The sequence below is a fragment of the Nocardioides sp. SRI_004 genome, assembly GCF_057586415.1.
Genome location: NZ_JBYCZV010000004.1, coordinates 300846 through 325083 on the forward strand (window position 1 = coordinate 300846; position 24238 = coordinate 325083).

Annotated in this window: 20 protein-coding genes; 10 read left to right on the forward strand and 10 right to left on the reverse strand. The window is 72.8% G+C overall.

Annotated features, from left to right (window positions below):
* Positions 1-11 precede the first annotated feature (11 nt).
* The 3 genes from AC2YHB_RS07380 to AC2YHB_RS07390 all read right to left on the reverse strand — a co-directional run bounded on the left by AC2YHB_RS07380 (position 12) and on the right by AC2YHB_RS07390 (position 3150).
* Entirely contained in the window at positions 12-1079 is a 1068-nt protein-coding gene (locus AC2YHB_RS07380) for a hemolysin family protein (protein WP_207010748.1), read from the reverse strand.
* Positions 1072-2418 carry a hemolysin family protein gene (locus AC2YHB_RS07385; RefSeq protein ID WP_179651190.1) on the reverse strand — a complete coding sequence of 449 codons (1347 nt, stop codon included), beginning with the start codon at positions 2416-2418 and terminating at the stop codon, positions 1072-1074. The genes AC2YHB_RS07380 and AC2YHB_RS07385 overlap by 8 nt, the downstream gene beginning before the upstream one ends.
* A 63-nt stretch (positions 2419-2481) precedes the next feature.
* Positions 2482-3150 carry an acyltransferase gene (locus AC2YHB_RS07390; protein ID WP_277987703.1) on the reverse strand — a complete coding sequence of 223 codons (669 nt, stop codon included), beginning with the start codon at positions 3148-3150 and terminating at the stop codon, positions 2482-2484.
* 80 nt (positions 3151-3230) lie between these two features.
* Here AC2YHB_RS07390 and AC2YHB_RS07395 point away from each other — a divergent pair, with 80 nt between their 5' ends.
* Entirely contained in the window at positions 3231-4382 is a 1152-nt protein-coding gene (locus AC2YHB_RS07395; protein ID WP_179651189.1) for a CDP-glycerol glycerophosphotransferase family protein, read from the forward strand.
* Positions 4383-4407: 25 nt separating this feature from the next.
* On the opposite strand, the gene AC2YHB_RS07400 is transcribed toward AC2YHB_RS07395, so the two are convergent.
* Positions 4408-5106, reverse strand: coding sequence for a hypothetical protein (locus tag AC2YHB_RS07400; RefSeq protein WP_487353704.1), 699 nt, complete (start codon positions 5104-5106; stop codon positions 4408-4410).
* Positions 5107-5268: 162 nt separating this feature from the next.
* Between AC2YHB_RS07400 and AC2YHB_RS07405 the strand changes: the two genes are divergently transcribed.
* On the forward strand, positions 5269-6606 hold the full coding sequence (locus AC2YHB_RS07405; RefSeq protein WP_179651185.1) for a TIGR04338 family metallohydrolase: 1338 nt from the start codon (positions 5269-5271) through the stop codon (positions 6604-6606).
* Here the strand turns inward: AC2YHB_RS07405 and AC2YHB_RS07410 are convergent.
* Entirely contained in the window at positions 6596-7141 is a 546-nt protein-coding gene (locus AC2YHB_RS07410) for a TetR/AcrR family transcriptional regulator (RefSeq protein WP_487353705.1), read from the reverse strand. The two genes, AC2YHB_RS07405 and AC2YHB_RS07410, sit on opposite strands and share 11 nt — an antisense overlap.
* Positions 7142-7272: 131 nt before the next feature.
* Between AC2YHB_RS07410 and AC2YHB_RS07415 the strand changes: the two genes are divergently transcribed.
* Positions 7273-8475, forward strand: coding sequence for a cytochrome P450 (locus AC2YHB_RS07415; RefSeq protein ID WP_487353706.1), 1203 nt, complete (start codon positions 7273-7275; stop codon positions 8473-8475).
* Here the strand turns inward: AC2YHB_RS07415 and AC2YHB_RS07420 are convergent.
* Positions 8472-8855 carry a hotdog fold thioesterase gene (locus AC2YHB_RS07420; protein ID WP_179651183.1) on the reverse strand — a complete coding sequence of 128 codons (384 nt, stop codon included), beginning with the start codon at positions 8853-8855 and terminating at the stop codon, positions 8472-8474. The genes AC2YHB_RS07415 and AC2YHB_RS07420 overlap by 4 nt on opposite strands.
* Positions 8852-9697 carry an SDR family oxidoreductase gene (locus AC2YHB_RS07425; protein ID WP_179651182.1) on the reverse strand — a complete coding sequence of 282 codons (846 nt, stop codon included), beginning with the start codon at positions 9695-9697 and terminating at the stop codon, positions 8852-8854. The genes AC2YHB_RS07420 and AC2YHB_RS07425 overlap by 4 nt, the downstream gene beginning before the upstream one ends.
* A gap of 101 nt (positions 9698-9798) precedes the next feature.
* On the opposite strand from AC2YHB_RS07425, the gene AC2YHB_RS07430 reads away from it, so the two are divergent.
* Together AC2YHB_RS07430 and AC2YHB_RS07435 are read left to right on the forward strand one after the other, a co-directional pair.
* Positions 9799-10527, forward strand: coding sequence for a PaaX family transcriptional regulator C-terminal domain-containing protein (locus tag AC2YHB_RS07430; protein ID WP_051932262.1), 729 nt, complete (start codon positions 9799-9801; stop codon positions 10525-10527).
* A gap of 9 nt (positions 10528-10536) precedes the next feature.
* On the forward strand, positions 10537-11514 hold the full coding sequence (locus AC2YHB_RS07435; RefSeq protein ID WP_036545591.1) for a cation diffusion facilitator family transporter: 978 nt from the start codon (positions 10537-10539) through the stop codon (positions 11512-11514).
* Between the two features lie 10 nt (positions 11515-11524).
* On the opposite strand, the gene AC2YHB_RS07440 is transcribed toward AC2YHB_RS07435, so the two are convergent.
* Positions 11525-12493 (reverse strand): AurF N-oxygenase family protein, encoded by a 969-nt coding sequence (locus tag AC2YHB_RS07440; RefSeq protein ID WP_179651181.1) that lies wholly within the window; start codon positions 12491-12493, stop codon positions 11525-11527.
* A gap of 131 nt (positions 12494-12624) precedes the next feature.
* On the opposite strand from AC2YHB_RS07440, the gene AC2YHB_RS07445 reads away from it, so the two are divergent.
* From AC2YHB_RS07445 to AC2YHB_RS07465, 5 genes are all read left to right on the forward strand, one after another.
* On the forward strand, positions 12625-14427 hold the full coding sequence (locus tag AC2YHB_RS07445) for a hypothetical protein (RefSeq protein ID WP_179651180.1): 1803 nt from the start codon (positions 12625-12627) through the stop codon (positions 14425-14427).
* Between the two features lie 94 nt (positions 14428-14521).
* On the forward strand, positions 14522-15640 hold the full coding sequence (locus tag AC2YHB_RS07450) for a M20 family metallopeptidase (protein WP_308645670.1): 1119 nt from the start codon (positions 14522-14524) through the stop codon (positions 15638-15640).
* Positions 15634-16506, forward strand: coding sequence for a GNAT family N-acetyltransferase (locus AC2YHB_RS07455; RefSeq protein ID WP_179651179.1), 873 nt, complete (start codon positions 15634-15636; stop codon positions 16504-16506). Before AC2YHB_RS07450 ends, AC2YHB_RS07455 begins: the two co-directional genes overlap by 7 nt.
* Positions 16503-17612: an o-succinylbenzoate synthase gene (gene menC, locus AC2YHB_RS07460; protein ID WP_179651178.1), complete on the forward strand. Its 1110-nt coding sequence runs from the start codon at positions 16503-16505 to the stop codon at positions 17610-17612. Before AC2YHB_RS07455 ends, menC begins: the two co-directional genes overlap by 4 nt.
* A 104-nt stretch (positions 17613-17716) precedes the next feature.
* Positions 17717-19414, forward strand: a complete 1698-nt coding sequence (locus tag AC2YHB_RS07465; protein ID WP_179651177.1) for a PucR family transcriptional regulator — start codon at positions 17717-17719, stop codon at positions 19412-19414.
* Here AC2YHB_RS07465 and AC2YHB_RS07470 read toward each other — a convergent pair.
* Positions 19392-22364 (reverse strand): prolyl oligopeptidase family serine peptidase, encoded by a 2973-nt coding sequence (locus tag AC2YHB_RS07470; RefSeq protein WP_179651176.1) that lies wholly within the window; start codon positions 22362-22364, stop codon positions 19392-19394. The genes AC2YHB_RS07465 and AC2YHB_RS07470 overlap by 23 nt on opposite strands.
* A complete protein-coding gene (locus AC2YHB_RS07475; RefSeq protein ID WP_179651175.1) occupies positions 22364-24226 on the reverse strand; it encodes an ABC transporter substrate-binding protein in 1863 nt (620 codons plus the stop codon). The genes AC2YHB_RS07470 and AC2YHB_RS07475 overlap by 1 nt, the downstream gene beginning before the upstream one ends.
* Positions 24227-24238 lie beyond the last annotated feature (12 nt).

Here is a 24238-nt window from a genome sequence, read left to right on the forward strand (position 1 = left end):
CCCTAGTGGTCTCATCCCGCCGAGACGTCGTCGGAGTGCGCCGCGTCGCGGATCTCCCCGACGAGCTCCTCGATGACGTCCTCCAGGGCGGCGACACCGAGCGTGGTGCCGTCCGGCGCCACGACGCGCGCCATGTGCGCCCCGCGGCGCTGCAGCACCTCGAGGGCGTCGTGCAGGAGCGTGTCGGCGGTGACGGTCGCGAACGGGCGGATCCACCGGTCGGCGACGGGGCGCTCACGACGCTCCTCGTCGGGCTCGAGGACGTCCTTGATGTGGAGGTAGCCGAGCAGCTCCGGCGGGCCGGCGGGATCGTCGGAGACCACCGGGAAGCGGCTGAAGCCGGTCGCCGCGCACAGCGCCTCGACGTCGGCACCGGTCGAGCCGCGCACCACCGTGGCGAGCGAGTCGGGCGCCATCATCACCTCGGCCACGGTCTTCTCGGTGAACCCGAGCGCGCCGGACAGCCGGTCGTACTCGTCCTCGGCGAGCAGGCCCTCGCCGTGCGACTCCTCGACGAGCGCGGCGACCTCCTCGCGGGTGTAGGTGCTGCCGAGCTCGTCCTTGGGCTCGATCCGGACCAGGCGCAGCATCGCGTTGGCGATCGCGTTGATGGACACGATGAGCGGACGCAGCACCAGCACGATGCCGTACATCGGCGGGCCGAGGATCAGTGCGGCACGGTCGGGCCCGGCGATCGCGATGTTCTTCGGCACCATCTCGCCCAGCACGACGTGCAGGTAGACCACGACCGTCATCGCGATCACGAAGGCGACCGGGTGCAGCCAGTCGTCCGGGACGTGGAGCTCGTGGAAGACGGGCTCGATCAGGTGGGCCAGCGCCGGCTCGCCCACCGCACCGAGGCCGAGCGAGCAGACGGTGATGCCGAGCTGGGCGCCCGCCATCATCTGGGAGACCTGCTCCATCGCGGTGAGCGTGATGGCGGCCATCCGCGAGCCGGCCTGGGCGCGCGGCTCGATCTGCGAGCGGCGCGCGGAGATCAGCGCGAACTCCGCGCCCACGAAGAAGGCGTTCGCTGCCAGCAGGACCACGGCGAGCAGCACGCCGGAGAAGTCACCCATCGGCCGGCTCCTCCTCCACCCGCAGCGACAGGCGGTCGATGCGCAGCCCGTCCATGTGGTCGACGGTCAGCACCGCACGTCGTACCGGGGCGTCCTCGTCGTCCCCCGGCTCCGTGAGCGGTACGACGGCCTGCTCCCCCGTCACCGGGATGCGGCCGAGCAGCTTCAGCACCAGCCCCGCCACCGTGTCGTAGTCCTCGCCCTCGGGCAGCTCCACGCCGGTGAGGTCCTCGACCTCGTCGGGGCGGAGCAGGCCGGACAGCGACCACGTGCCGTCACGGCGCAGGCGGCCGCGGCTGCCGAGCCGGTCGTGCTCGTCGGCGATGTCCCCGACGATCTCCTCGATCACGTCCTCCAGGGTCACGATGCCGGCATGGTCGCCGTACTCGTCGAGCACGATGGCCATCTGGAAGCCGTCGGCCCGCAGCAGCGCCAGCAGCGGGTCGAGCCGCAGCGAGTCGGGCACCACGATCGGCTTCGCCATCAGGTGCTTGACCTTCGTGGTCGCGCGCTCGTGCAGCGGCAGCGCGACGGCGTTCTTGACGTGCACGGTGCCGACGACCGCGTCGGTCTCGTCGAGCACCGGGAAGCGCGAGTTGCCCGACTCACGCGCCAGCGCGATGACCGCGCTCGCCCGGTCGTTGATGTCGAGGCTGCGGGTCCGGACGCGGGGCGTCATGATCTCCCCCGCCGTCCGGGTGCCGAACTCCACCGAGCGCTCCATCAGCTCGGCCGTGTCGGCGTCGAGGGTCCCCTCGTCGGCGGAGCGCTGGATGAGCGAGGCGAGCTCGGTGACGCTGCGCGCCGAGCGCAGCTCCTCCTGGGGCTCGATGCCGAGGCGGCGCACGATCGCGTTGGCGCTGCCGTTGAGGACGTTGATCGGGCCCTTCGCGGCGGCCGTGAAGGCGCGCATCGGCGCCTGGGTGAGCCGCGCGGTCACGTAGGGCAGCGAGATCGCGACGTTCTTGGGCACCAGCTCGCCGACCAGCATGGTGAGCAGCGTGCTGAGCACGAGGCCCGTCGCGACGGCCACCGGTCCGACCGCGCCCTCGGCGACGCCGGCGTCCTCCAGCGGACCGCGGAGGAGCTCCGCGATCGCCGGTTCGGCGAGGAAGCCGATCGCGAGGTTGGTGATCGTGATGCCGACCTGGGCCCCGGAGAGCTGGGTCGACAGGCTGCGCAGCGCCTTCTGCAGGCCGATCGCGGAGGCGTCACCGTCGGCGGCCGCGCGGTCGACCTGACCGCGGTCCACGGTGACGAACGCGAACTCGGCGGCGACGAAGAGCCCGCACGCGAGGACGAGGAGGATGGCGAGTCCCAGCAAGAGCCAGGCGGTCATCGAGGTCCTTCAGGAGGGGAACGGGAGCCACCACCTTAGGGCAACCACCCCAAACCCCGCCGGTCAGACCGACGGCGCCCCGGCGATCGCGCGCACGTCGCCCTCACCGGAGGCCGACACCCAGCCGCGTCCGGGCTCGAGGCGCCGGATGGTGCGGGCCGGTACGCCGCCCACGACGGCGTGGTCCTCGACGACCCCGCGCACGACCGAGCCGGCGGCGACCACGACGTTCCGCCCGATCGTCGTACCGGGGAGGATCATCGCGCCGTGGCCGATCCACGAGCCGGCGCCGATCACGACGGGCTGGTGGGCACCGAACTGCAGGCCGACCGGGACGTCGGGGTCCTGGTAGCCGTGGCTGGCGTCGGAGACGAACACGTCCTGGCCGAACCACACGTCGTCGCCGATCGTGATCGACTCGTGCGCCGTGATGCAGGCGCGGGCGCCGATCACGCACCGCTCGCCGATCACCAGTCCCCTCTCCGGCAGCACCGCCTGGGTCGGGCCGTAGCCGACCGAGAGCGTCGAGTACTTGCCGATCAGGGTGTCGCGCCCGACGTGGATCGCCTCCGGGTTGACCACCGTCGCCATCGGGAAGGCCAGGCACGCGCCCTGGCCGAAGGACCCGAAACGGTCGCCGAGGTCGGTGCCCGGTGAGACGTCGCCCACCCGCTCGAGCCACTGCCAGGCGGCGTGGACGGAGCGGTTGAGCAGGCGGCGTACGGCGGGCACCGGGCGAGGTTACCGAAACGCAACATTCAGCGGACGTTCCCAGTTCGTTGGTGTGACACCGCGACCCCTAACATCCGGGAGTGCAGAAGCCCCGTGACCCCCAGGTGATCGCCTACTTCGCTGACGACCCGACGCGGGTCTACCAGCTGTTGCAGTGGCTCCCGGTGCTCGAACGGCTCGACGCGACGCACCCGGTCGGGATCCTCACCCGCGACGCCGCCACGCGCGACATCGTCACCGAGCGGACCACGCTCCCCGTGCTGTTCGCCCCCGGCTTCAACGACCTCGCCCAGCTGTACGACGAGCTCGACGCCGCGGTCGTCCTGTACTGCAACAACTCGATGACCAACTTCAACTCGCTGCTCGACGGCCGGATGATGCACGTGCACATCAACCACGGCGAGAGCGACAAGCACTCGATGGTCAGCAACAACGCCAAGGCCTACGACCGCGTGTTCGTGGCCGGCGAGGCCGCCGTGCAGCGGCACCGCGCCGCGCTGATGGAGCTCGACGAGTGGCGGCTGGTCCGGATCGGCCGGCCGCAGCTCGACCTGCGCCCCGCTCCCCTGCTGCCGCCGAGCGAGCGGCGTACCGTCCTCTACGCCCCGACGTGGGAGGGCGACGCCGCCTACAACTGCTACACGTCGGTCGACGTCTTCGGTCCGGACATCGTGCGCGCCGTCCTCGCGGTGCCGGACGTCCGCCTGGTCTACAAGCCGCACCCCAAGGTGACGACGAGCCAGATCGCCGCGATCCGCGAGGGCCACCAGGCGATCCTCGACCTCATCGAGCGCGCCGCCGAGGCCGACCCCGAGGCGGGCCACGCCGCCGTCTGGCAGGGTGACATCCTCGCCGTCTTCCCCGGCTGCGACGCGATGATCACCGACGTCTCCTCGGTCGGCCTCGACTGGCTCTACCTCCAGACCGACAAGCCCATCCTGATCACCGACCGGCACGCCGACGCCGAGCGGTTGCGCCAGGAGGTGCCGGTCAGCCGCTGCGCCGACGTCATCGACGCCGACGACATCGCCAGCCTGAGCGACCTGCTCGCCGACCGGCTCGAGCACGACGAGCACCGGATCGCGCGGGCCGCGATGCGCCACCACTACTTCGACGACAACGGTGTCGGCGACAGCACCGTGCGCTTCGTCGAGGCGGTCAGCGAGCTCGTGGAGACACGAAACCGGCTGCAGGGCACGAGCCCCGCAGCCGGCTTCGAGGAGTCGGCCTGACCCTCGGGAGGCCAGGTCCGACCGGTCAGTACGAGTACGTGGTCACGTAGTAGTTCGAGTAGCCACCGATGTAGCCGTTGCTCGCCTTCACCAGGCCGCGGAAGTGCGTCTTGCGCGAGTAGGCGGGCAGCTTGGTCGACCAGGCGCCGGTCGACGAGGTCGTGAGCGTCTTGTAGAGGCTCCAGGTGCACGACGAGCTGGTCGGGCTGGTGCAGGTCGACTTCTGGATGTACACCGTGCGGCGGGCGTAGCTCGGGGTCACCTTGCCGTAGAAGACGCGGGTCGAGCGGTTGAAGTTGTCGCCGAGGTTGCGCTTGACGCCGACCTTGACCACGTTGGAGACCGACGTGCCGTAGGTGTCGGCGCCGTAGGTGCCACCCGAGTAGACGATGCGGTACTGGGTGGTGTTCGACGGCTTGAGCGACCAGACCAGGTCGGTCGTGGTGTCGGTGTAGGTCTTGGAGCTGACGTTGGCCCAGCTGCTCGCTCCGTAGGGCAGGCGCTGGAGCGTCGCCGTTCCGGCGTTGACGTACTTCGGCGCCGCGGTGTCGTAGCCGACGCGACCGGTGAGGGTGACCGCGACGCCGTACCGGACGGAGCTGTAGTTGTTCTCGAGCTCCGCGAAGCTGCTGTAGGCCGCAGCGTTCGCCGGCGCGGTGGAGACGGCGACGAGCGACAGCGAGCTCGCCACCATCGCGACGACCATCAGGACGATGCGTCGCAAGGACTTCACATGCATGGTTTGTTGCCCCCGGGATGTCAGTTTTGGTGAAGGTTCTGCGGCGGTTGCCGCAGGGGGAGGCTATCCACCGCACGGCCCGGCCACACCAGAACCCCCTGTGGAGGGATCACATCCGGTGTCGGGACCACCTGAGAGGCTGTTCCCATGCCCGACGACACCCGCTCCGTGTACGCCGCCGAGGACCTTCTCGCCGGCTGGCTCGACGAGGCGCGCCGACGCCCGGGCAGCCCACTGCGGATCACGGCCGGGCGCGAGGTCCTCGAGCTCGAGCCGGAGACGGAGCCCCGCTTCACCGACCCCGCCCACGTCCAGGACTATGTCGACCGCGTGCTCGCCCACCTCGTCGCGACCGACAGCCGGTACGACGACGGGAGCGGCCTCGACCTGGCGACGGTGCCGGTCGTGGTGCGCCCCCGCCGCGGGGACCGGCAGGCCCACTACGAGCGCGGCGAGCTGCCGCTGCGGGGCGTGATGGCGATCCCGCCGCGCGAGATCGGCGGGGCGTGGTCGCTGCGGGCGGCGGTCGTGCTCCACGAGGTGGCCCACCACTTGGCCGGGGTCGACGGGCACGGCGCCGCCTTCCGCAGCACCTTCCTCCGGCTGCTCGAGGACGTCGGGATGCCGGTGCTCGCCGAGCTGCTGCACACCGCCTACCGGCTCTCCGGCCTCGACACCGGCATCGACGGCGAGGACCGCACGCTGCTGCGGATCGGTCGCCTGCTGCGGCAGGCGGAGCGGACGAGCAACACCGCGGAGCGCGACGCCTTCTTCGCCAAGGCGCAGACCCTCGCCACGCGGCACCAGATCGCGCTCGCCGTCGCGCGGGCCACCGCGCAGACCGAGGAGCAGCGCCAGGACCCGGCCTGGGAGACCGTGCTCATCGGCGAGTCCGGCAAGAGGTCGCTCGCGCGCTACGTCCGCCTCGTGCTCGAGATCGCCCGCGCCAACGACGTGCGCGTCGCCATCTACACGAGCAACACCCGGGTGACCCTCTACGGCTTCCCGTCCGACATCGCCGTCGTCAAGGCGCTCTACGCCTCGCTGGTCACCCAGATGGTCGCCGACGGCGACGCCCACCTGCGCTCCGGCGCGCACAAGTCCGACACCCGCCAGGTCTGGAACGCGCGCAGCCGCCGCTGGGAGGACCGGCCGGTGCACGGGTCGACCGCGCGGGCCGCCTTCTACGAGGCCTGGGCCGACCACGTGGGCGACCGGCTCGCCCGGGCGCGCGACGAGGCCCGCGCCGCCGCGATCGCCGCCGAGCCACCGGTCGACGACCGCCCCACCTCCACCGAGCTCGCGATCCGCGCCAAGGAGGTCGAGGTCGTCGACTACTTCCGCACGATGCAGCGCGAGCACGGCATCCGCGGCACCTGGAAGGGCACAGCGTCGGCGGGCCATGCCGCTCCCGGCTCACACGAGGCCGGGGTGCGGGCCGCGGCTCGGGCACGGCTCGGCACCGAGCGCGCGATCAGCTCCTGAGGCCGAGCGCCGGCACGACGTACGACGCCACGAGCTCGCGCTCCGCCTCGGCGTCCCGCCCCGGCATGGCCACCAGGGCGAGCACCGACCGGACGATCCACTCGGCGTCCCGGGACCCGGGCCGGACGGCGCCGGTCAGGGCACGAGCCAGCGCGGTGACGCCGTCGGGTCCGCCGAGGACGTCGTCGAGGGAGTCCTGCCCGCGCAGCCAGGTCGACACGACGGGATCCGCGCGGATCGCCGCCGCGGCCGTGACGATCGCGGCCGTGGCCCGCTCGGCGCCGCCGAGCCCCGCGATCGCCTGCTCCACCTGCGCGACCACGTCCGCAGCACCTGACGTGAGGAGGTCGTCGACGAGCGCGGCGCGGCTGCCGACGAGCCGGTAGAGCGTGGCCCGCGAGCAGCCGGCCCGGCGCGCGATCGCGTCGGCGGTGGTCTGCTCGATGCCGCGCTCGAGGAAGAGTTCCCGTGCGGCCCGGTGGACCCGTCGTACGGCGGCATCCTTGCGAGGCCCGCCGACCAGCCAGTCGCTCACCTCCACAGGGTCTCGTACCGAGACACCTGAGGGCCACAATTGAGCGAGGAATGAGACACTCGTCGATGAGGACGGCGACGGCCTGTCCGCTCCCGTTGACGCCGGACGGTACGGCCGCCGACGCTCCTGCCATGTTCGACGTGTTCGACCCCGACCTCATCGACGACCCGTACCACGCCCTGGCCCGGCTGCGCGCCACCGAGCCGGTGCACCGGATCGCGGGGACCGACTTCTTCCTGGTCTCGTCGTGGGACCTGGTGCACGAGGTGCTGGCCGACCCGGCGTCGTACTCCTCGAACCTGCGGGCGGTGCTGCTCCGCTCCCCCGGCGGTACGCCGACGGCGCTGCCGATGGACGGCGGCGGCACCGTCGAGCAGGTGCTCGCCACGGCGGACGACCCGGTGCACAAGCCGCACCGCTCGGCGGTCCTCGGCACGATCGGACGCCGGATCCGCGCCCTCGAGTCGTCCGTGGAGCGCCAGGCCGACCTGCTCTGGAACCGCTGGTTCGCCGGCGGCACGGCCGAGTGGGCGCGGGACATGGCCGACCGGCTCCCGCTGGTCCTGGTCGCGGAGCTGATCGGGCTCCCGCCCGGCGACGTGCCGGACCTGCTCCGCTGGGCCTACGACAGCACCGAGATGCTCGGCGGCTGGGTCGACGCCGAGCGCCTGACCGCCACCGTCACGGCGTCGCTCGAGCTGCACGCCCACCTCGGGGCCCGGTTCACGACCGCCCTCGCGGCACCCCGTGACGACCTGATGGGCGAGCTGGCCCGGGCGTGCCACGACGGCGTCCTCGATCCGGCGACCGCGGTGCTGGTCCTGCTCCAGCTGGTCGGCGCGGGCGGCGAGTCCACGGCGGGATTGATGGGGACGGCGGCCCGGCTGCTCGCGACCGATCCGGCGCTCCAGGACCGGCTGCGGACGTCTCCCGAGCTGCTCGACCCCTTCCTCGACGAGTGCCTCCGCCTCGAGTCGCCCTTCCGCGGGCACTACCGGCACGCCCGTGCCGACACCCGGCTGGGCGGGGTCGAGGTGCCCGCCGGCAGCAACCTGCTGCTGCTCTGGGGAGCAGCCAACCGGGACCCGGCGCGCTTCGACCGCCCCGACGAGCTCGACCTCGACCGGCCCGGCATCCGCCAGCACCTGGCGTTCGGCCGCGGCGCGCACTTCTGCGTCGGCTCCGCGCTCGCCCGGATGGAGGCGTCGACCGCCCTGCGGGCGCTGCTCGCGCGGACGACGTCGTTCAGCCTCGACGGCGACGACGCAGCGACGTGGGTGCCGAGCATCTTCGTCCGGCGCCACGCCCGGCTGCGGCTGGCGCTGGACCGCTAGGACGCCTGCCGGACCCGTCGGTTCGCGCGGCCGCTCGCGCGGGCGACCAGCTCGTCGCCGTGCACCACCCGGACGACGAACAGGTCCTCCTTGGCCAGGCGCTCGGCGAGCTCGGCGGTCGCGACCAGGTCGTCGCCCGGACGCGCGGGCCGGACGTAGTCGATGTGCACCGCGCTCACCACGCCGGAGTGCTCGTCGTCGTTGGCCGCGGCGGCGAGCGCGATCCCGGCCAGGGAGAAGAGGAACGAGCCGTGGGCGGTGCCGTGCGGGTTGAGGTGGTCCTGGGACACGCGCACCCGCGCCTCGGCCCGCCCGCCGCCGTACCCGGTGACGTCGACGCCGAGGAAGGCGGCGAACGCGTCGGTGCGGGGGCCGCTCATCGGGGTCCGTCGACGAAGATGTCGTACTCCAGCTCGCCCGTGCCGCCGTACGACGACAGGTCGGTCACGCCCGCCTGGCGCAGCACGTCCACGTCGAGCAGCGCCTCACCGGTCTGCTCGCGCGAGGGCCGGGTCAGGATCTCGATCGCGGCATCGGCCACGATCTCCGGCGTCCGCGCCTTCGCGATCGCGTCGTCGCCGCCGAGCAGGTTCTGGACCGCGGCGGTGGCGATGAGCGTCTCGGGCCACAGGCAGTTGGCGGCGACGCCGTCCTCGGCGTACTCGGCGGCCCAGCCGAGGGTGAGCAGCGACATGCCGTACTTCGCGAGCGTGTACGCCGGGTGCTTGCCCAGCCACTCCGGCGACAGGTTGAGCGGCGGGCTCAGCGACAGGATGTGCGGGTTGGTGCCGACCCGGAGGTGCGGCAGGCAGGCCCGCGTGAGCAGGTAGGTGCCGCGCAGCTGGATCTGGGTCATCAGGTCGAAGCGCTTGACCGGCAGGTCGGCCGTCGGGTCCAGCGCGATGGCCGAGGCGTTGTTGACGCAGATGTCGATGCCACCGAAGCGCTCGACGGCCCGGGCGACCGCGTTGTCGACCGACGCCTCGTCACGGACGTCGCCGACGACCGCGAGCGCCTGGCCGCCGGCAGCCTCGATCTCGGCGGCGGCGGTGTGGACCGTGCCGGGCAGGCGCGGGTCGGGCACGTCGGTCTTCGCGAGCAGCACGACGTTGGCGCCCTCACGGGCCGCGGCGATGCCGATCGCGAGGCCGATCCCCCGGCTGCCGCCGGACATCATCAGGGTCCGCCCGGCGAGGCGCTGGCTGGTGGTGTTCTCCGTCATGCCGGAACCGTTACACAGTTCCGACAGTCGTGCCTAGAGTGTTAGACAAAGGTCACAACAGATTCCCGACGACCGTCGCGCTGTCGTAACATCACGCCATCATGCCTGCCCTCAAGCCCGTCACCACCCGCTCGGCGCTGCTGACGCTCCTGCTCGGAGCCGAGCTGCCGAGCCTGACCACCCGGGAGCTGGTCGCTGCGGCGTCGGTCGTCGGCTTCGCCGAGCCGGCCGTGCGGGTGGCGCTCTCGCGGATGGCGGCGGCCGGCGACGTCGTACGCGATGACGAGGGACGGCACCGGCTCTCCGACCGCCTCCTCGAGCGCCAGCGGCGCCAGGACCGGGCCACCCGGCCCGCGGTCCACGACTGGGACGGCAGCTGGGAGATCGTCGCGGTGACGACGGCCGGCAGGACCGCCGCGGACCGGGCCGACCTGCGCACGACGCTGGGCGAGCTGCGGCTGGCCGAGCTGCGCGAGGGCGTCTGGACGCGGCCGGCGAACCTGGCCATCGACTGGCCGGCCGCGGTCGAGGAGGTGAGCGACCGGTTCACCGGAGCGGCCGCCACCGACGCACGAGAGCTCGCCGGCCGCCTGTGGGACCTCGGGGACTGGGCCCGCACGGCCCGTGAGCTGCTCGCCGCGACCGACACCACCGACCCGGTGCTGCGGTTCACCGCCTGCGCCACGTCGGGCCGGCACCTGCTGACCGACCCCGTCCTCCCCGCCGAGCTGCTCCCCCGCGACTGGCCCGGCGAGGAGCTGCGCGCCAGCCACGTCGCCTACAAGCAGTGGGTCAACGACATGCGGCGCTCCCTCGTCGACGCGGGGTAGCGTCGGCCCGTGCCGGAACTCGAGGAGCCGCAGAACGAGAGCCTGCTCACCGTCGTCATCGCCTTCGGGGCCAACCTCCTGATCGCGGTCGCCAAGACCGTGGCGGCGGGCGTCACCGGCTCGGCCTCCATGGTCGCCGAGGCCGCGCACTCCTGGGCGGACGCCGGCAACGAGGTCTTCCTCCTGGTCGGCGAGCGTCGCGCCGCGCGGCCCCCCGACGCGACGCACACCCTCGGCTACGGACGGGTCGGCTACATCTGGTCGATGTTCGCGGCGTTCGGCCTCTTCACCGTCGGCGCTGCGGTGTCGGTCTGGCACGGGGTGCAGTCGCTGGGGCACGAGGAGGAGGTGCCGTCGTACACCTGGGCCTATGCCGTGCTCGGCATCGCGTTCGCGCTGGAGGGCACGTCCTTCCTCCAGGCCCTGCGCCAGGCCCAGCGGGCGGCGGTACGGCGCCGCGTCTCGCCCCTGCGCTACCTGCGGCTGACCTCGAACCCGACCCTGCGCGCGGTCTTCGCAGAGGACTTCGCCGCCCTGATCGGCCTGGTCATCGCCTTCCTCGGCATCCTGCTGCACCAGGTGACCGGCGAGGCCGTCTGGGACGCGGTCGGGTCCATCGTCGTGGGCCTGCTGCTCGGCGTCGTCGCGCTCTTCCTCATCCGGCGCAACATGGACTTCCTCACCGGGGAGACCGTGACGCCGCTGACCCGCGACATCGCGCTGCGGGCGCTGCTCGACCACCCCGAGATCGCCCGGATCAGCTATCTCTACATGGAGTGGGTCGGCGCGGACCGGATCTTCCTGGTCGCCGCGGTCGACCTCGTCGGCGACGCGCCCGAGTCCGATGTCGCCGGTCGCCTCGGCGCGATCGAGGACGCGCTCCACGACCGGCCGGAGATCGTGCGTGCCGTGCTCACCCTCACCCGGCCGGGCGACCCGACCGACCTGCAGCCGGGCCGGCTTCCCGACTGGTACCTCGCGGACTGACGGCCCTCGGTCAGGCCGCGCGGGCCGGTTCGCTGCGGAACCGGTTGGAGCGGCCGGCGATGCCGAGCGCCCGCCACACGCGGCGGGACACCGGGTTCATCAGGCCGAGCTCGTCGGCCAGCATCCGCACGTCGCCGAACATGTCGCGCAGGAACTCGCGCGACTCCGGGCTCTCCCACCACACCTCGCGCACGACCTCGGGCGGGATCCCCATGTCCTTGACCGCCTTGCGTCCCGGAACGACGATCGCGTCGCACAGCACGCGCATCAGGACCGGGGTCAGCACGGAGGCGAACAGCCGGTGGAAGCGGCCGAGACGAGGCGCGCGGTGCTCGAGGTACTGGTGCGCGAAGCCGATGTGGCGCGCCTCCTCGGCGACGTGGATCTGGCTGATCCGGCGCAGCAGCGGGTGCATCTCCTCGCCCGAGCGCAGCATCACCTTCTGCACGTAGTCGATCGGCTCCTCGCCGCCGAGCACGCCGATGAAGAAGATGAAGGGCAGGTGCTTGGCCGCGAGCGGCAGGAACGGGCCCAGCGCCCGGAAGAGCGTGTGGGACCCGGCGACGTCGAGGCCGGTCCGGTTCACGAACTCCTGGAACATCTGCGTGTGGTGGCACTCCTCGGTCGCCTCGTGCGTGGAGTAGCGGAACTCCGGGCGCCCGTTGGGGAGGTCGAGGCAGTACATCATCAGGCCGGCGATCAGCACCTGCTCGAACTGCAGGCCCACCTTGACCACGTTGGTCTGGCGGTAGAAGCCGACCTCGATCTGGCGCTCCCGCGGGAGCGAGCGGTACCACTCCGTCCGGCCGAGCGCGTCGACCGAGGGCAGGATCCAGCGCGGGTCCTGCGGGTCGATCGCGTTCTCCGGGTCGTCCCAGGCGACATCGGTGAACGCGTCGAAGTGGTGCTCGACCGACGCCTCGGACAGCGTCCGGAGGAGGTCGTGGTACTCCTGCTGGCTCGATCCGATCGATCCCATGCCCGCCAAGTTAGTGCAAGTCCGTGTTGCGGACAATGGGTAGATGCAACCGGGGGTAACACGCAGATCCGGGACCCCTGACCTGTCCCGTTCGCCCCTCACGCACCTCGGATCACACCTACGGTGTGGCGGTGACCCTCGCCGACGCCGTTCCCCTTCCGCCCACCGAGCCCCGCCGGCCGCGCCGTCGGGCAGCGGCCATCGCCGGGATCGTCGGCGTCGCCGCGGTCGTCGGTGGCGGCGCGTGGGCGTGGCAGGTGTGGGCGGCGCAGGGACCCCAGCCGGCCGAGGCACTCCCCGCCGACACGCTGGCCTACGTCGCCGTCGACCTCGACCCGCCGGGTGGCCAGAAGGTGGCGGCGTACCGGGCGTTGAAGCGGATCCCCTCGCTCGCGAAGGAGCTCGGGATCGGGAGCCAGGACGACCTGCGCAAGTCGCTCGTCGAGAGCATCGCCGAGGACGGCGGCTGCGACCTGCCGTGGCGCGAGGTCGAGGACTGGGCGGGCGACCGCGGCGCGCTGGCCGTCGTACCCCTGGAGGAGCCGGCGCTCGTCGTGGCGCTCCAGGTCTCCGACCCCGACGGCGCGCGGAGGGGGCTCGCGAAGGTCGCCGACAGCTGCGGCGACGACGAGTTCGGCTTCACCGTCGGTGACGGCTGGGCGATCCTGGCCGAGAGCGACGAGATCGCGGAGCAGGTCCGGGCCGACGCGGAGGATGCCGACCTGGCCGGGGACCAGGACTTCAAGGAGCTCACCGGCGCCACCGGCGATCCCGGGGTGGTGACCCTGTACGCCGCGCCGGAGGCCGGCCAGGCCCTGCTGGACGTGAGCGACGGGTTCCCGTTCTTCCTGTTCGCCGCAGGCCCGCTGGGCTCGCTCGACCCGGTCAGCGCGATGGTCACCGCAGCCACCGTGGTCTCGGACTTCTCGTCCGTCATCGAGGAGGACCTCGCCGGCCAAGACGCCGCGCCGGAGATGTCGCCGGAGGAGGAGGCGCTCTGGGACCGGATGGACAGGTACGACGAGCTCACCCGCGCCGAGCAGAAGGAGTTCGACAAGGAGCTCACCGACTATTACGAGCGGCAGTACGGCGACCTCGAGGACGGTGGGTCCGGCGAGGGCTCGGACGGCGACGAGGAGGACTTCTTCGAGATCCCGGCGGAGACCCGCAAGGCCCTCGAGGACTTCTCCGGGCTCGGCGGGACCGTCCGCTTCGACGACGGCGGCGTCGAACTCGACGTCGTGGCCGACCCCTTCCTGACCGGGTACGACGGCATCTACGACGACGCCGGCGCGCGGGACGCGATCGCAGGCCTGCCGGCCGACACGGTCGTGGCGTTCGGCGGCGGCCTCGCCGACGGTTGGGCCGAGCGGGCGCTGACCCGCAACCAGCTCCTCCTCGAGCAGGAGGGGGACGAGCTGATCGCCTCCTTCGAGAAGGCCACGGGTCTCTCCCCCGCCGACCTCGAGGACCTCGGCGGCGACGCGATCGCCTTCGCGGCCGGGGACGGCTTCGAGAGGTTCGTGGACGACGAGTCCGTCGAGGACCTGCCCATCGCCGTCCGGGTCACCGGCGACCCGGAGAGGATCGAGGCGGCCCTCGCCAAGCTGCGCGGGACGAAGGAGCTGTCCGAGCTCCTGGGCTCGGAGCGCACCGACGACGGCCTCGTCATCGGCCCCAGCCCGTCGTACCTCGCCGAGCTGGTCGACCCCGACGAGACGCTGGGCGACTCGGGCCGCTTCGAGGACGCCCTGCCGGACGCCGACGACGCCGTGGCCCTCGCCTACACCGACCTCGGCGCCGGCCACTGGCTGGAGACGTTGTCCGAGGGCGACCTGACGGCGAAGGACGTCGACTCGCTCGCCACGCTGGGCGGCGCCGTCTCGAAGGAGGGCGACCGCTACCGGGTCCAGCTCCGGCTCGCGTTCGACTAGGGCGACCCCGCTTCATCGAACGGACCGAACGCGGACGGGAAATCTTGTCCGGCACCACAGACGGCGCCGTCGGGACGCTCGGGATGCTGGACCGGTGCCCCTGCTGGATGCCCTGACCGAAGCCGACCTCGTCGCCGACATCGGCGCGCTGGTGCGCTGCGAGTCCCCGACCGAGGACAAGGCAGCCGTCGCGCGCAGCGCCGAGGTCGTCGCGGACCTGGGCACGCGCCTCCTCGGTGTCGCGCCCGAGCGCATCGTGCGTGACGGCTGGACGCACCTGCGGTGGCGGTTCGGACCCGCCCGGGTGCTCGTGCTGGGGCACCACGACACCGTGTGGCCGATCGGCTCGCTGGCCGACAACCCCTGCGCCGTCGTCAACGGCGTGCTGCGAGGACCGGGCTGCTTCGACATGAAGGCCGGGGTGGCCATGGCGCTGCGGGCCGTCGCCGCGCTCGACGACCGGACGGGCGTGTGCCTGCTGATCACCGGGGACGAGGAGATCGGCTCGCCGTCCTCGCGAGGACTCATCGAGGACGAGGCCCGCGGCTGCCGTGCCGCGCTGGTGCTCGAGGCGGCGGGACCGGGCGGAGCCCTCAAGACCGAGCGCAAGGGCGTGTCCCGGTACGACGTGCTGGTCGAGGGGCGCGCCGCGCACGCGGGCCTCGAGCCCGAGCGCGGCGTGAACGCCACCGTGGAGGCGGCCCACCAGGTGCTCGCGGTCGCGGCGCTGAGCGATCCTGATGCCGGTACGACGGTCACGCCGACCCGCCTGGACGCCGGTACGACGATCAACACCGTCCCGGCCGCCGCCGGCTTCGGCGTCGATGTCCGGGTCCGCGACGACGCCGAGCAGCAGCGGATCCACGCCGCGATCACCGACCTCGAGGCGGTCCTGCCGGATGCCCGGGTGCGGGTCCTCGGCGGACCGAACCGGCCGCCGTTGACGGCCGACGCGACGGCGGCGCTGTACGACCGCGCCGTCGCCCTCGCCGAGCAGCTGGGCCTGGACCCGTTGACGTCGCTCTCCGTCGGCGGGGCCTCGGACGGCAACTTCACCGCCGGCGTCGGCACCCCCACCCTCGACGGCCTCGGGGCGGTGGGCGGCGGCGCCCACGCCCCTGACGAGCACGTCCTCGTCGCGCACCTGCTGCCCCGGACGCGCCTGCTCGCCGGACTCCTCCACGACCTGCTGGCGGAGGACGGCGCATGCTGATCCACGCCGAAGAGGACGCCGCGCGGGCCGCCGCGACGTCGGGCGTGGTCATCCGCACCCTCGACGAGGTCGCGGACCTCGAAGCGGTGCGCCGGCTCTACGAGCGGATCTGGCGGACCGGCGCCGCCGCCCCACCCGTGACCGCCGACCTGCTCAAGGCCATGGCCAAGGCGGGAAGCTACGTCAGCGGCGCGTACGCCGGCGACGAGCTGGTCGGCGCCTGCTTCGGCTTCTTCGCGGCGCCTGCACGCCATGCCCTGCACAGCCACATCGCCGGCGTGCTCACCAGCTCCCGGGCACGCCATGTCGGCTATGCCCTGAAGCTCCACCAGCGGGCGTGGGCGCTCGCGCACGACACCGCCGAGATCTCGTGGACCTACGACCCGCTGATCCGGCGCAACGCGTGGTTCAACCTGGGCAAGCTCGCCGCGGACGCCGACGAGTACCTGCCGAACTTCTACGGGCCGATCGACGACCAGGTCAACCGCAGTGACGACACCGACCGGATCCTCGTGCGATGGTCGCTCACGACCGATGCGGTTCGTGCCGCCTGCGCCGGGAGCCCCCGGACCCTCGACGGCGGGGCCGAGCGGCACGCCGGCGCCCAGGTCGCGCTCGAGGCCTCGGCGGCGGGCGGCCCGCTGCAGCGGCCCGTCCTGGGCAGGACCGTGCTGGTCGGCGTACCCGATGACATCGAGGGGCTGCGCGAGCACGACCCGCGCACCGCGGCGCAGTGGCGCACCGCCCTGCGCGAGGTCCTCGGCGGCCTCCTGGCGGACGGCGCCCGGGTGCGCGGCTTCGACCGGGCCGGCTGGTACGTCGTCGACCGCGAGCCCGCCACCGACGGAAGGAGCAGGGAACGATGAAGCTCGAGGGTGTGGAGATCCGCACCGTGGAGGTGCCGCTGGTGGCGCCGTTCCGGACCTCGTTCGGCACGGAGACCGTGCGCGAGGCGGTCCTGGTCCGCGTGGTCACCGACGAGGCCGAGGGCTGGGGCGAGTGCGGTGCGGGCACCGGACCGCACTACTCCTCGGAGTACACCGGCGCCGCCGCCGACGTGCTGCGCCGCTTCCTCGTGCCCGCGGTCGCGGCCGCTCCCGACCTGGACGCGCACCGGGTCGCCCCGGCGTTGGCGCCGTTCAAGGGCCACCGGATGGCCAAGGCCGCCCTCGAGACGGCGGTGCTGGACGCCGATCTCCGCGCCCGCGGCGTCTCCTTCGCCCACGCCCTCGGCGCGGTGCGGACCCATGTGCCGTGCGGGGTGTCGGTCGGGATCACGGGGTCGGTCCCTGCCCTGCTCGACGTCGTCGACGAGTACCTGGCGGCCGGCTACCGACGGATCAAGCTGAAGATCGAGCCCGGTTGGGACGTCGAGCCCGTCCGGGCCGTGCGCGAGCGGTTCGGCGACATCCCGCTCCAGGTCGACGCGAACACCGCCTACCGACGCAGCGACCTCCGTCACCTCCTCCAGCTCGACGCCTTCGATCTGCTCCTCGTCGAGCAGCCGCTGCCCGAGGACGACCTGCTCGGCCACGCAGAGCTCGCCCGCGCGATCCGCACCCCGTTGTGCCTGGACGAGTCGATCGTCTCGGCAGCCGCGGCGGCCGACGCGATCGCGCTCGGCGCCTGCCGGATCGTCAACATCAAGCCGGGTCGCGTCGGGGGCTACCTCGAGGCGCGACGGATCCACGACGTCTGCGCGGCGCACGGCGTGCCCGTCTGGTGCGGGGGGATGCTCGAGACCGGGCTGGGCCGCGCGGCCAACCTGGCCCTGGCCGCGCTGCCCGGCTTCACCTTGCCGGGCGACACCTCGGCGTCCGAGCGCTACTACCGCACCGACCTCACCGAGCCGTTCGTGCTCGAGGACGGCCAGCTGCGGGTCCCGACCGGCGCGGGCATCGGGGTGAGCCCGATCGCCGACGTGCTCGACGAGGTCACCGTGGCGCGGGAATGGCTCCCGCTCGCGCCCTGAGGTCCGTGAGGTCTCCGGCGTGTGTCGGCGCGGACGAATGAGTGCGATGATTTCGTCGTGATCGACGAACGGGCGCACCCCGCACCGGGGCTAGCGTCACCGGCGTGTCGGCAGCCGTGAGCAATCTCCCCCGCGCCGGGCTGACGCGCGTGCTCGAGGAGGTCGGGGCGACCCTGCTGGACGTGGTGTGCGGCGAGGTCCGGGCCGGTGAGATCGGCGGGATCGTCATCCACGACCCCCTCGACGAGCCCGAGCTGCCCGACAACGCAGTCGTCCTCGGCGTCGGGCTGCAGGATCCGGCAGCGATCGCCCGGGTCGCGCGGGAGAGCGGTGGCCGGGGCGCGCTCGCGCTCGTCGTCCGCGGCCCCGTCGAGGCGACCGAGGTGCTGGAGGAGGCGGCCCGGGGAGCCGGTGTCGTCGTCCTCGCGCTGGCCCGCGGCGCGTCGTGGAACGAGCTGGCCGGGATGTTGCGGACCCTCACCGCCGAGCCCGCGGCGGTGGTCGCCGACCCGGCCGTCCCGACCGGACAGCTCGGCAGGTCCGGCGCCGGCCTGCGCCAGGTGACGGGCTACCAGTCCGGCCTGGACGACCTCTTCGCCGTCGCCAACGCGATCGCGGCGCTGGTCGACGCGCCCGTCACGATCGAGGACCGCAGCTCCCGGCTCCTGGCCTTCTCGAGCCGCCAGGAGGAGGTCGACAGCTGGCGGGTGCAGACGATCCTGCGCCGCCAGGTGCCCGAGCACTACACCCGCATCCTCGAGGAGCGCGGCGACTTCCAGGAGATCTACCGCAGCACGCGGCCGGTGTTCGTGCCGCCCATCGACGACAGCACCCCCGGCGGCCAGGGCCGCGCGGCGATCGCGATCCGGGCCGGCGACGAGATCCTCGGGACCATCTGGGCCGTGGCCGAGGAGCCGCTCGACGAGCAACGCAGCCAGGCCCTGTACGACGGCGCGAAGATCGTCGCGATGCACCTGGTCTGGCAGCGGGCCGACGCCGACGTCGAGCGTCGACTGCGCGCCGAGCTGCTGAGCACCGCGCTCGAGGGCGGACCCCGGACCGTCGAGACGCTGCAGCGGCTCGGCCTCAAGGACGAGCCTGCCGTGGTGCTGGCGCTCACCGTGGTCGGCGCCGACGCCGAGCCTCCCCTGCCGGCGCAGCTCGCCGTCGAGCGCAAGCGCCTCGCGGACGCCTTCGCGCTCCACCTCACCGCGGTGCACCCGCGGAGCGCGGCGGGGCTGGTCGGCGACGTCGCCTATGCCATCCTCCCCGTGGCCCGCGGCCGCAAGGACAGCGAGGAGCGCGCCGTGGTGATCGCGTCGGACTTCCTCTCCCGCGTCGACTCGCGGCTGCGTCCGCTGGTCGGCGTCGGTCCGATCGCGGCCGGCGGTGCGGCCCTGCAGCGCTCACGCACCGGCGCCGACCGGGCCCTGCGGGTGCTGCGGTCGCGTCGCGGCGGGCAGCAGGTGGTCCGCCTGGAGGACGTGCACCTGGAGGCGCTGCTCCTCGAGCTCGCCGACCGCGTCCCGAAGGGCGACCTCCCGAGCGGTCCGGTCGCCCGCATCATGGCCTACGACCGGATCCACCAGAGCAGCCTGATGGAGACCCTGCGGGCGTGGCTCGACGCGTTCGGCGACGTGGCCGTCGCGTCCGCGGCGATGTACGTCCACACCAACACCTTCCGCTACCGGCTGCGCCGGGCCACCGAGGTCGGCCAGGTCGACCTCGCCGACCCCGACGCGCGGCTCGCGGTCATGCTCCAGCTGCGGCTGCTCGACCTCACCCGGACGAGCGGGGCCTGAGCCCCAGCTCGCGGACCAGGAAGCCGAGCCACTCCACGTCCTGGGCCAGGACCACCTCGGGTCCGCTGGCCGCGCCGTGGCCGGCGCCCTCGAAGACGTGGACGAGGACCGGTGCCGTGCCGCGCTGGGCTGCCTGCAGCCGGGCGACGAACTTGCGGGCGTGCCACGGCCGGCACCGCGGGTCGTTCGCGCCCGCCTGCAGGTAGACCGCCGGGAACTCGCCCGGACGGACCAGCTCGTACGGCGAACGACCGATCATGCGTCGTACGTCCTCGGGGTCGTCGGGATCGCCCCACGCCTTGCGGATGACGAAGTCGAGATAGGGGTCGCGCATGCCCGCGACCAGGTCGAGCAGGGGCGCCCTGGGCAGCACCGCGCGCCACAGGTCGGGCCGGGTGGTCACCGCGACGCCGCACATCAGCCCGCCGTCGGACCCGCCGGTCAGCGCCATCCGGTCCGTGGTGCTGACGCCCGAGGCGACGAGGTGCTCGGCGACGGCGACGAGGTCGTCGTCGCGCACGTGCTTGGTCTCGCGATGGGCCGCCAGGTACCAGTCCCGCCCGAGCTCCCCTCCCCCGCGCAGGTAGGCCTGCACCAGCGTGCCGCCTGCCGCGACGAACGCCGCGAGATCGGGCTGGTACGACGGCAGCGTGGCCACGTTGGCGGCGCCATAGGCCGTGACGAGCACCGGCGCCGGCGCACCGTGATCGGCCCCGGCGGGGCGCACGACGTGGAAGGGCACCGCGGTCCCGTCACCGGCGGGCGCGCTCCCCGCCTCGACGGACGCGTCGAGGACCACCCTCGGGGGCGCCAGCTCCTCGACACCGCCACCGGGACGGTGGCGGTGCACGCTCCACGAGCGCGTCAACGTGGAGAACGCGAAGACCAGCTCGGGGGCCGGGGCGCCGACGGCGAGGCCGGTGAGGGGGAAGAAGGGCGCCGCGATCGTGCCGCCCGCCGGCATCGGCACCTCGCCGACCGGGACGCCGGCGGCGTCGAGGACCCGGATCCGGGCGAAGGTCCGGTCGAGCTCGGCGAGGTAGAGGTGCTCCGCCACCGGCGTCAGCGCGCGCAGCACCGTGGGTCCCTCCGGCACGAGCTCGGCCCACGTCGCCGGGTCGGCCGGCGTCGGCGAGTCGAGCGGGATCGCGACCACGCGGCCGCGCGCGGCGCCGATGTCGGTCACCGCGACGTACCGGTCGCCGACGACGTGGCCGGCGACCGTGCCCGTGCAGCCGGTGACGAAGGGACGCCAGCCGGCGGCGGGCTCGCGGAGGTCGCGCACGGCGACCGGCACGGGGCTCCCGACCCGGTGCGCTGCCACCAGCCAGCGACCGTCCGGCGAGGGCTGCACGAGGGTGTACTCGCGCGAGCCCTCCGGCAGCGGGATCTCCTCGACGACGGTCGCGCCCGAGGCGAGGTCGTGGTGGAAGGTCGCCTGGACGAACTCCTCCGGGGTGCCGCTCAGGGCGAGGAACCAGAAGCCGCCGCTGTCGGGTTGCCAGGAGACGCCCCCGGCCCAGGCGCTGTGCAGGACCTGCGGTGGTGCCGGCCGGCGCTCACCGGACGCGACCTCCACCAGGCGGATCGTGTTGTGCTCGCTGCCGTCGTCGCACACGCCGAACGCGAGGAGCCGCCCGTCCGGGGACGGCGCGAACCACGAGAGCACCTCCCCCGGCTCGAGGCGCGCCACGACCGAACCGTCCCCGAGCGGCTCGTCCGAGGCGACCAGGGCGTCGCCCACCGGCCGGAACCACCTGCCGGCGGCATGCCTCGGCAGGGCGGGCCGCGCGCCGGCGTCGTACTGCTCGACGAGCGCGCGCAGGGCGCCCCGGTCCTGGCCGCCGAGGATGGTGCCCGTGGCCACCTCGGCCTGCCGGCGCTGCCAGGCGTGCACCTCGTCGTCCTCGGCCTCGAGCCAGCGGTAGGGGTCCGGGACCGAGACGCCCGCCTGCGTGGCGACGACGTCGACCGTCCGGGTCGGCGGGTACGGCGCGGCGAGCTCGGCCCGGAGCCGCTCGAAGGCGCCGGGCACCCGGTGCACCTCCCCCAGCGCCAGCACGTGGTCGAAGGCACCTGCGCTGGGAAGCGCCGGGGCCGGGGCATTCCCGGCGAGGGACACCGCCCAGTCGAAGGGCCGGTCGGAGAGGTCGGTGATCTCGACGCGCGGACCCGAGGCCCAGGTCGTGCCGACGACCACCAGCTCGGGTCCGAGCGCCGCGGAGAGCAGCGAGCCCATCGTCGGCCGGCCGTCGTACGGCGTGCGCTGGACGTGGCCGTTGTGCGCTCCGACCAGCACCCGCTCCTCCCGTTCGAGGACCCAACGGACCGTCTCCGCCATGAACACGTCACGGTCCTGTCCATCGGCGAAGGCCCGTACCGACGCGGCGAGCCGCTGCGCGACCGGGTCCGCGGCGGCACTGCCACGGTCGGCGAGGATCCGGAGGTCGGCGTGCAGGCGCTCGCGGTCCTCGTCGGACAGGCCGGCGTACCGCACGGCCGCCTCCACGCGCCCGCCGAGGTCCGCGCGCCGGAGCAGTGCGTCGTCCCCGGGCTCGGGCTCGAGCCGGAGCAGCAGCTCGCGCACCGCCGGTCCCGGCGACGTCGAGGCGCCGGCCACGTCCATGCCGTAGAAGCGGAGGCCGCCGCGCTCACGCATCCAGCCGAGCTGCGCGTGGACGGCCGGCGAGTGCCCGAAGCCGTAGGAGATGCCTTCGCCGGCGACGGCGGCGACCTCCCCGGGACCGCCGCGCACCCAGGCGTCGACCGCCAGGCCCTCGGCGAACCCGGACTCGAGCACGAGCGCCGTGAAGCCGAGGTCCACGAGCATCCGGAACAGCTCGTCCCGGACCTCGTGGAGCTCGGTCACGTTGTGAGCGGCCTCGCCGAGCGCCACCACCCGTGCATCGCGCACGAGCGGGCGCAGCCCGGCGAGGTCGACCGCGGTCATCATTGGTGGAAGTACCACAGCTCCGGCGAGTACAGGAAGCTCAGCAGGGCGTGGAACGAGTCCTGCGGCCCCGACAGCGTGTCCTTCCAGACGACCAGCGTGTGCGGTGTCGGGAACAGCAGCACGGGCAGGTCCTCGGAGATCGCGGTGATCTCCTTCGACAGCGCAGCCGGATCGGCGCCGAAGGTCGACTGGTCGATCAGCTCGTCGATCTTCTTGTTGGCGTAGCTGCCGAGGTTGAAGCTGCCCGTGGTGTTGAACAGCGTGTTGCTGGTCGGGTAGCCCGCCGCCTGGTAGATCGCGCCGTAGTCCTGCATCGCCCACTCGTTCGCCTTCGCCGGGGCGAAGCTGTTGCCGTAGTTGGCGTACATGTAGTTGAGCGACTTGGTGACGACCTTGACCTCGATGCCGAGCTTCTTCGCCTGCGAGGCGAAGGCGATGTCACGTGCGCCGACGTAGGACGGCGTGTTCGCCGACGCGAGGGTGAAGCTGATGGCCTGGCCCTCGGGGATGCCCGCCCCGCACTGGTCCGCGCCCGTGCCGGGGTTCGCGCAGGTCGTGCGGCCGTCCGGCACGACCTTCCAGCCGTGGTCGGTCAGCAGCTTCTCCGCCGCGTCCGGGTCGAACGGGTACGTCGGCTCGTCACCGAACTCCGGCGGGTACGGCGACTCCGCCCCGGCCACGCTGTAGTTCTCCGACGCCGTGCCGTTGTAGACACCGCGGCTCGCGATGTAGCCGTCCTGGTCGATCAGGTGCTGCAGCGCTTGCCGCACGTACAGCTGGCTCGCGACCTTGTCGAAGTTGTCGACCGTGTTCTTGAAGTTGAAGGTCAGCGGGTCGAAGCGGGCGGGCGCGGGCGCGCCGTACACGTGGTAGCCGTCCTTCTTGAGGTCGTCGATCTCGTTGACGAAGCTCGCGTCCAGGGTGCCGACGGTGAGCGTGCCCGCCTTGTACTGGTTGAGCACCGCGGAGGCGGAGGTGAACGCCTTGAAGTCGACCTGGTCGAGGTGCTGGTCGCCGGGCCCGCTGTACTCCTCGTTGGGCACCAGCGAGAACGAACCGGTCGTCGGGTCGAAGCTCTTCAGCTGGAACGGCCCGTTCACGACCTTCCACAGCGGGTTCGTCGTGAAGCCGGCCTGGTCCTCGGCCTGCTTGGTCAGGTACCTGTAGATCGCCGTGGCGTTCTTCGGGTCCGTCGCGTCGAGGTGCTCGCCGCCGGTCTCCGCGATGTTCCACTCCTGCGACGGCATCACGTAGAGCAGGGCAAGCATCGAGAGCAGGTAGGACTCGTTGTAGGCCGTGTCGAGGTGGAAGGTGACCGTCTTGTCGTCCGTCGCCTCGGCGCGCACGCCGTCCGGGAACTGCCCGGGCGTGTAGAAGCTCCAGTTACCGGGGCTCTCGGCGATGCCCGCCTTGAGCAGGTCGAGGGAGAAGACCACGTCGTCGGCGACGACCGGCCGACCGTTGGACCACTGGTAGTCCTTGAGCGAGATCTCGACGGTCTTGCGGTCGTCGCTGAAGGACGGCATCTCCGCCATGCTCAGCTCCTCGTTGACGACGCCCTCGCCGGACCCGCTCGGCCGGTAGAGGGCCCGCCACAGCTGGCCGCGGGCGATGACCGTCCCGCTCACCGACGCCGGCGGGTACGGGTAGATGTAGTTGGGGCTGAGACCCGGCGTGAGGGCGACGGTGATGGTGCCGCCGTCCTTGGGGTTGCCGGTCTCGGCGGGCATGTCCTTGTACTTGCTCGCGATGTCCTTGGTCGATCCGGCATCGCCGGAGCACCCCGAGACGAGGAGGGCGACCACCGCGGCGAGGGCCACGCCGAGGCGGGCGCGTCGCGGTCCGGGCAGGTGTGTCATGACGGCTCCTGG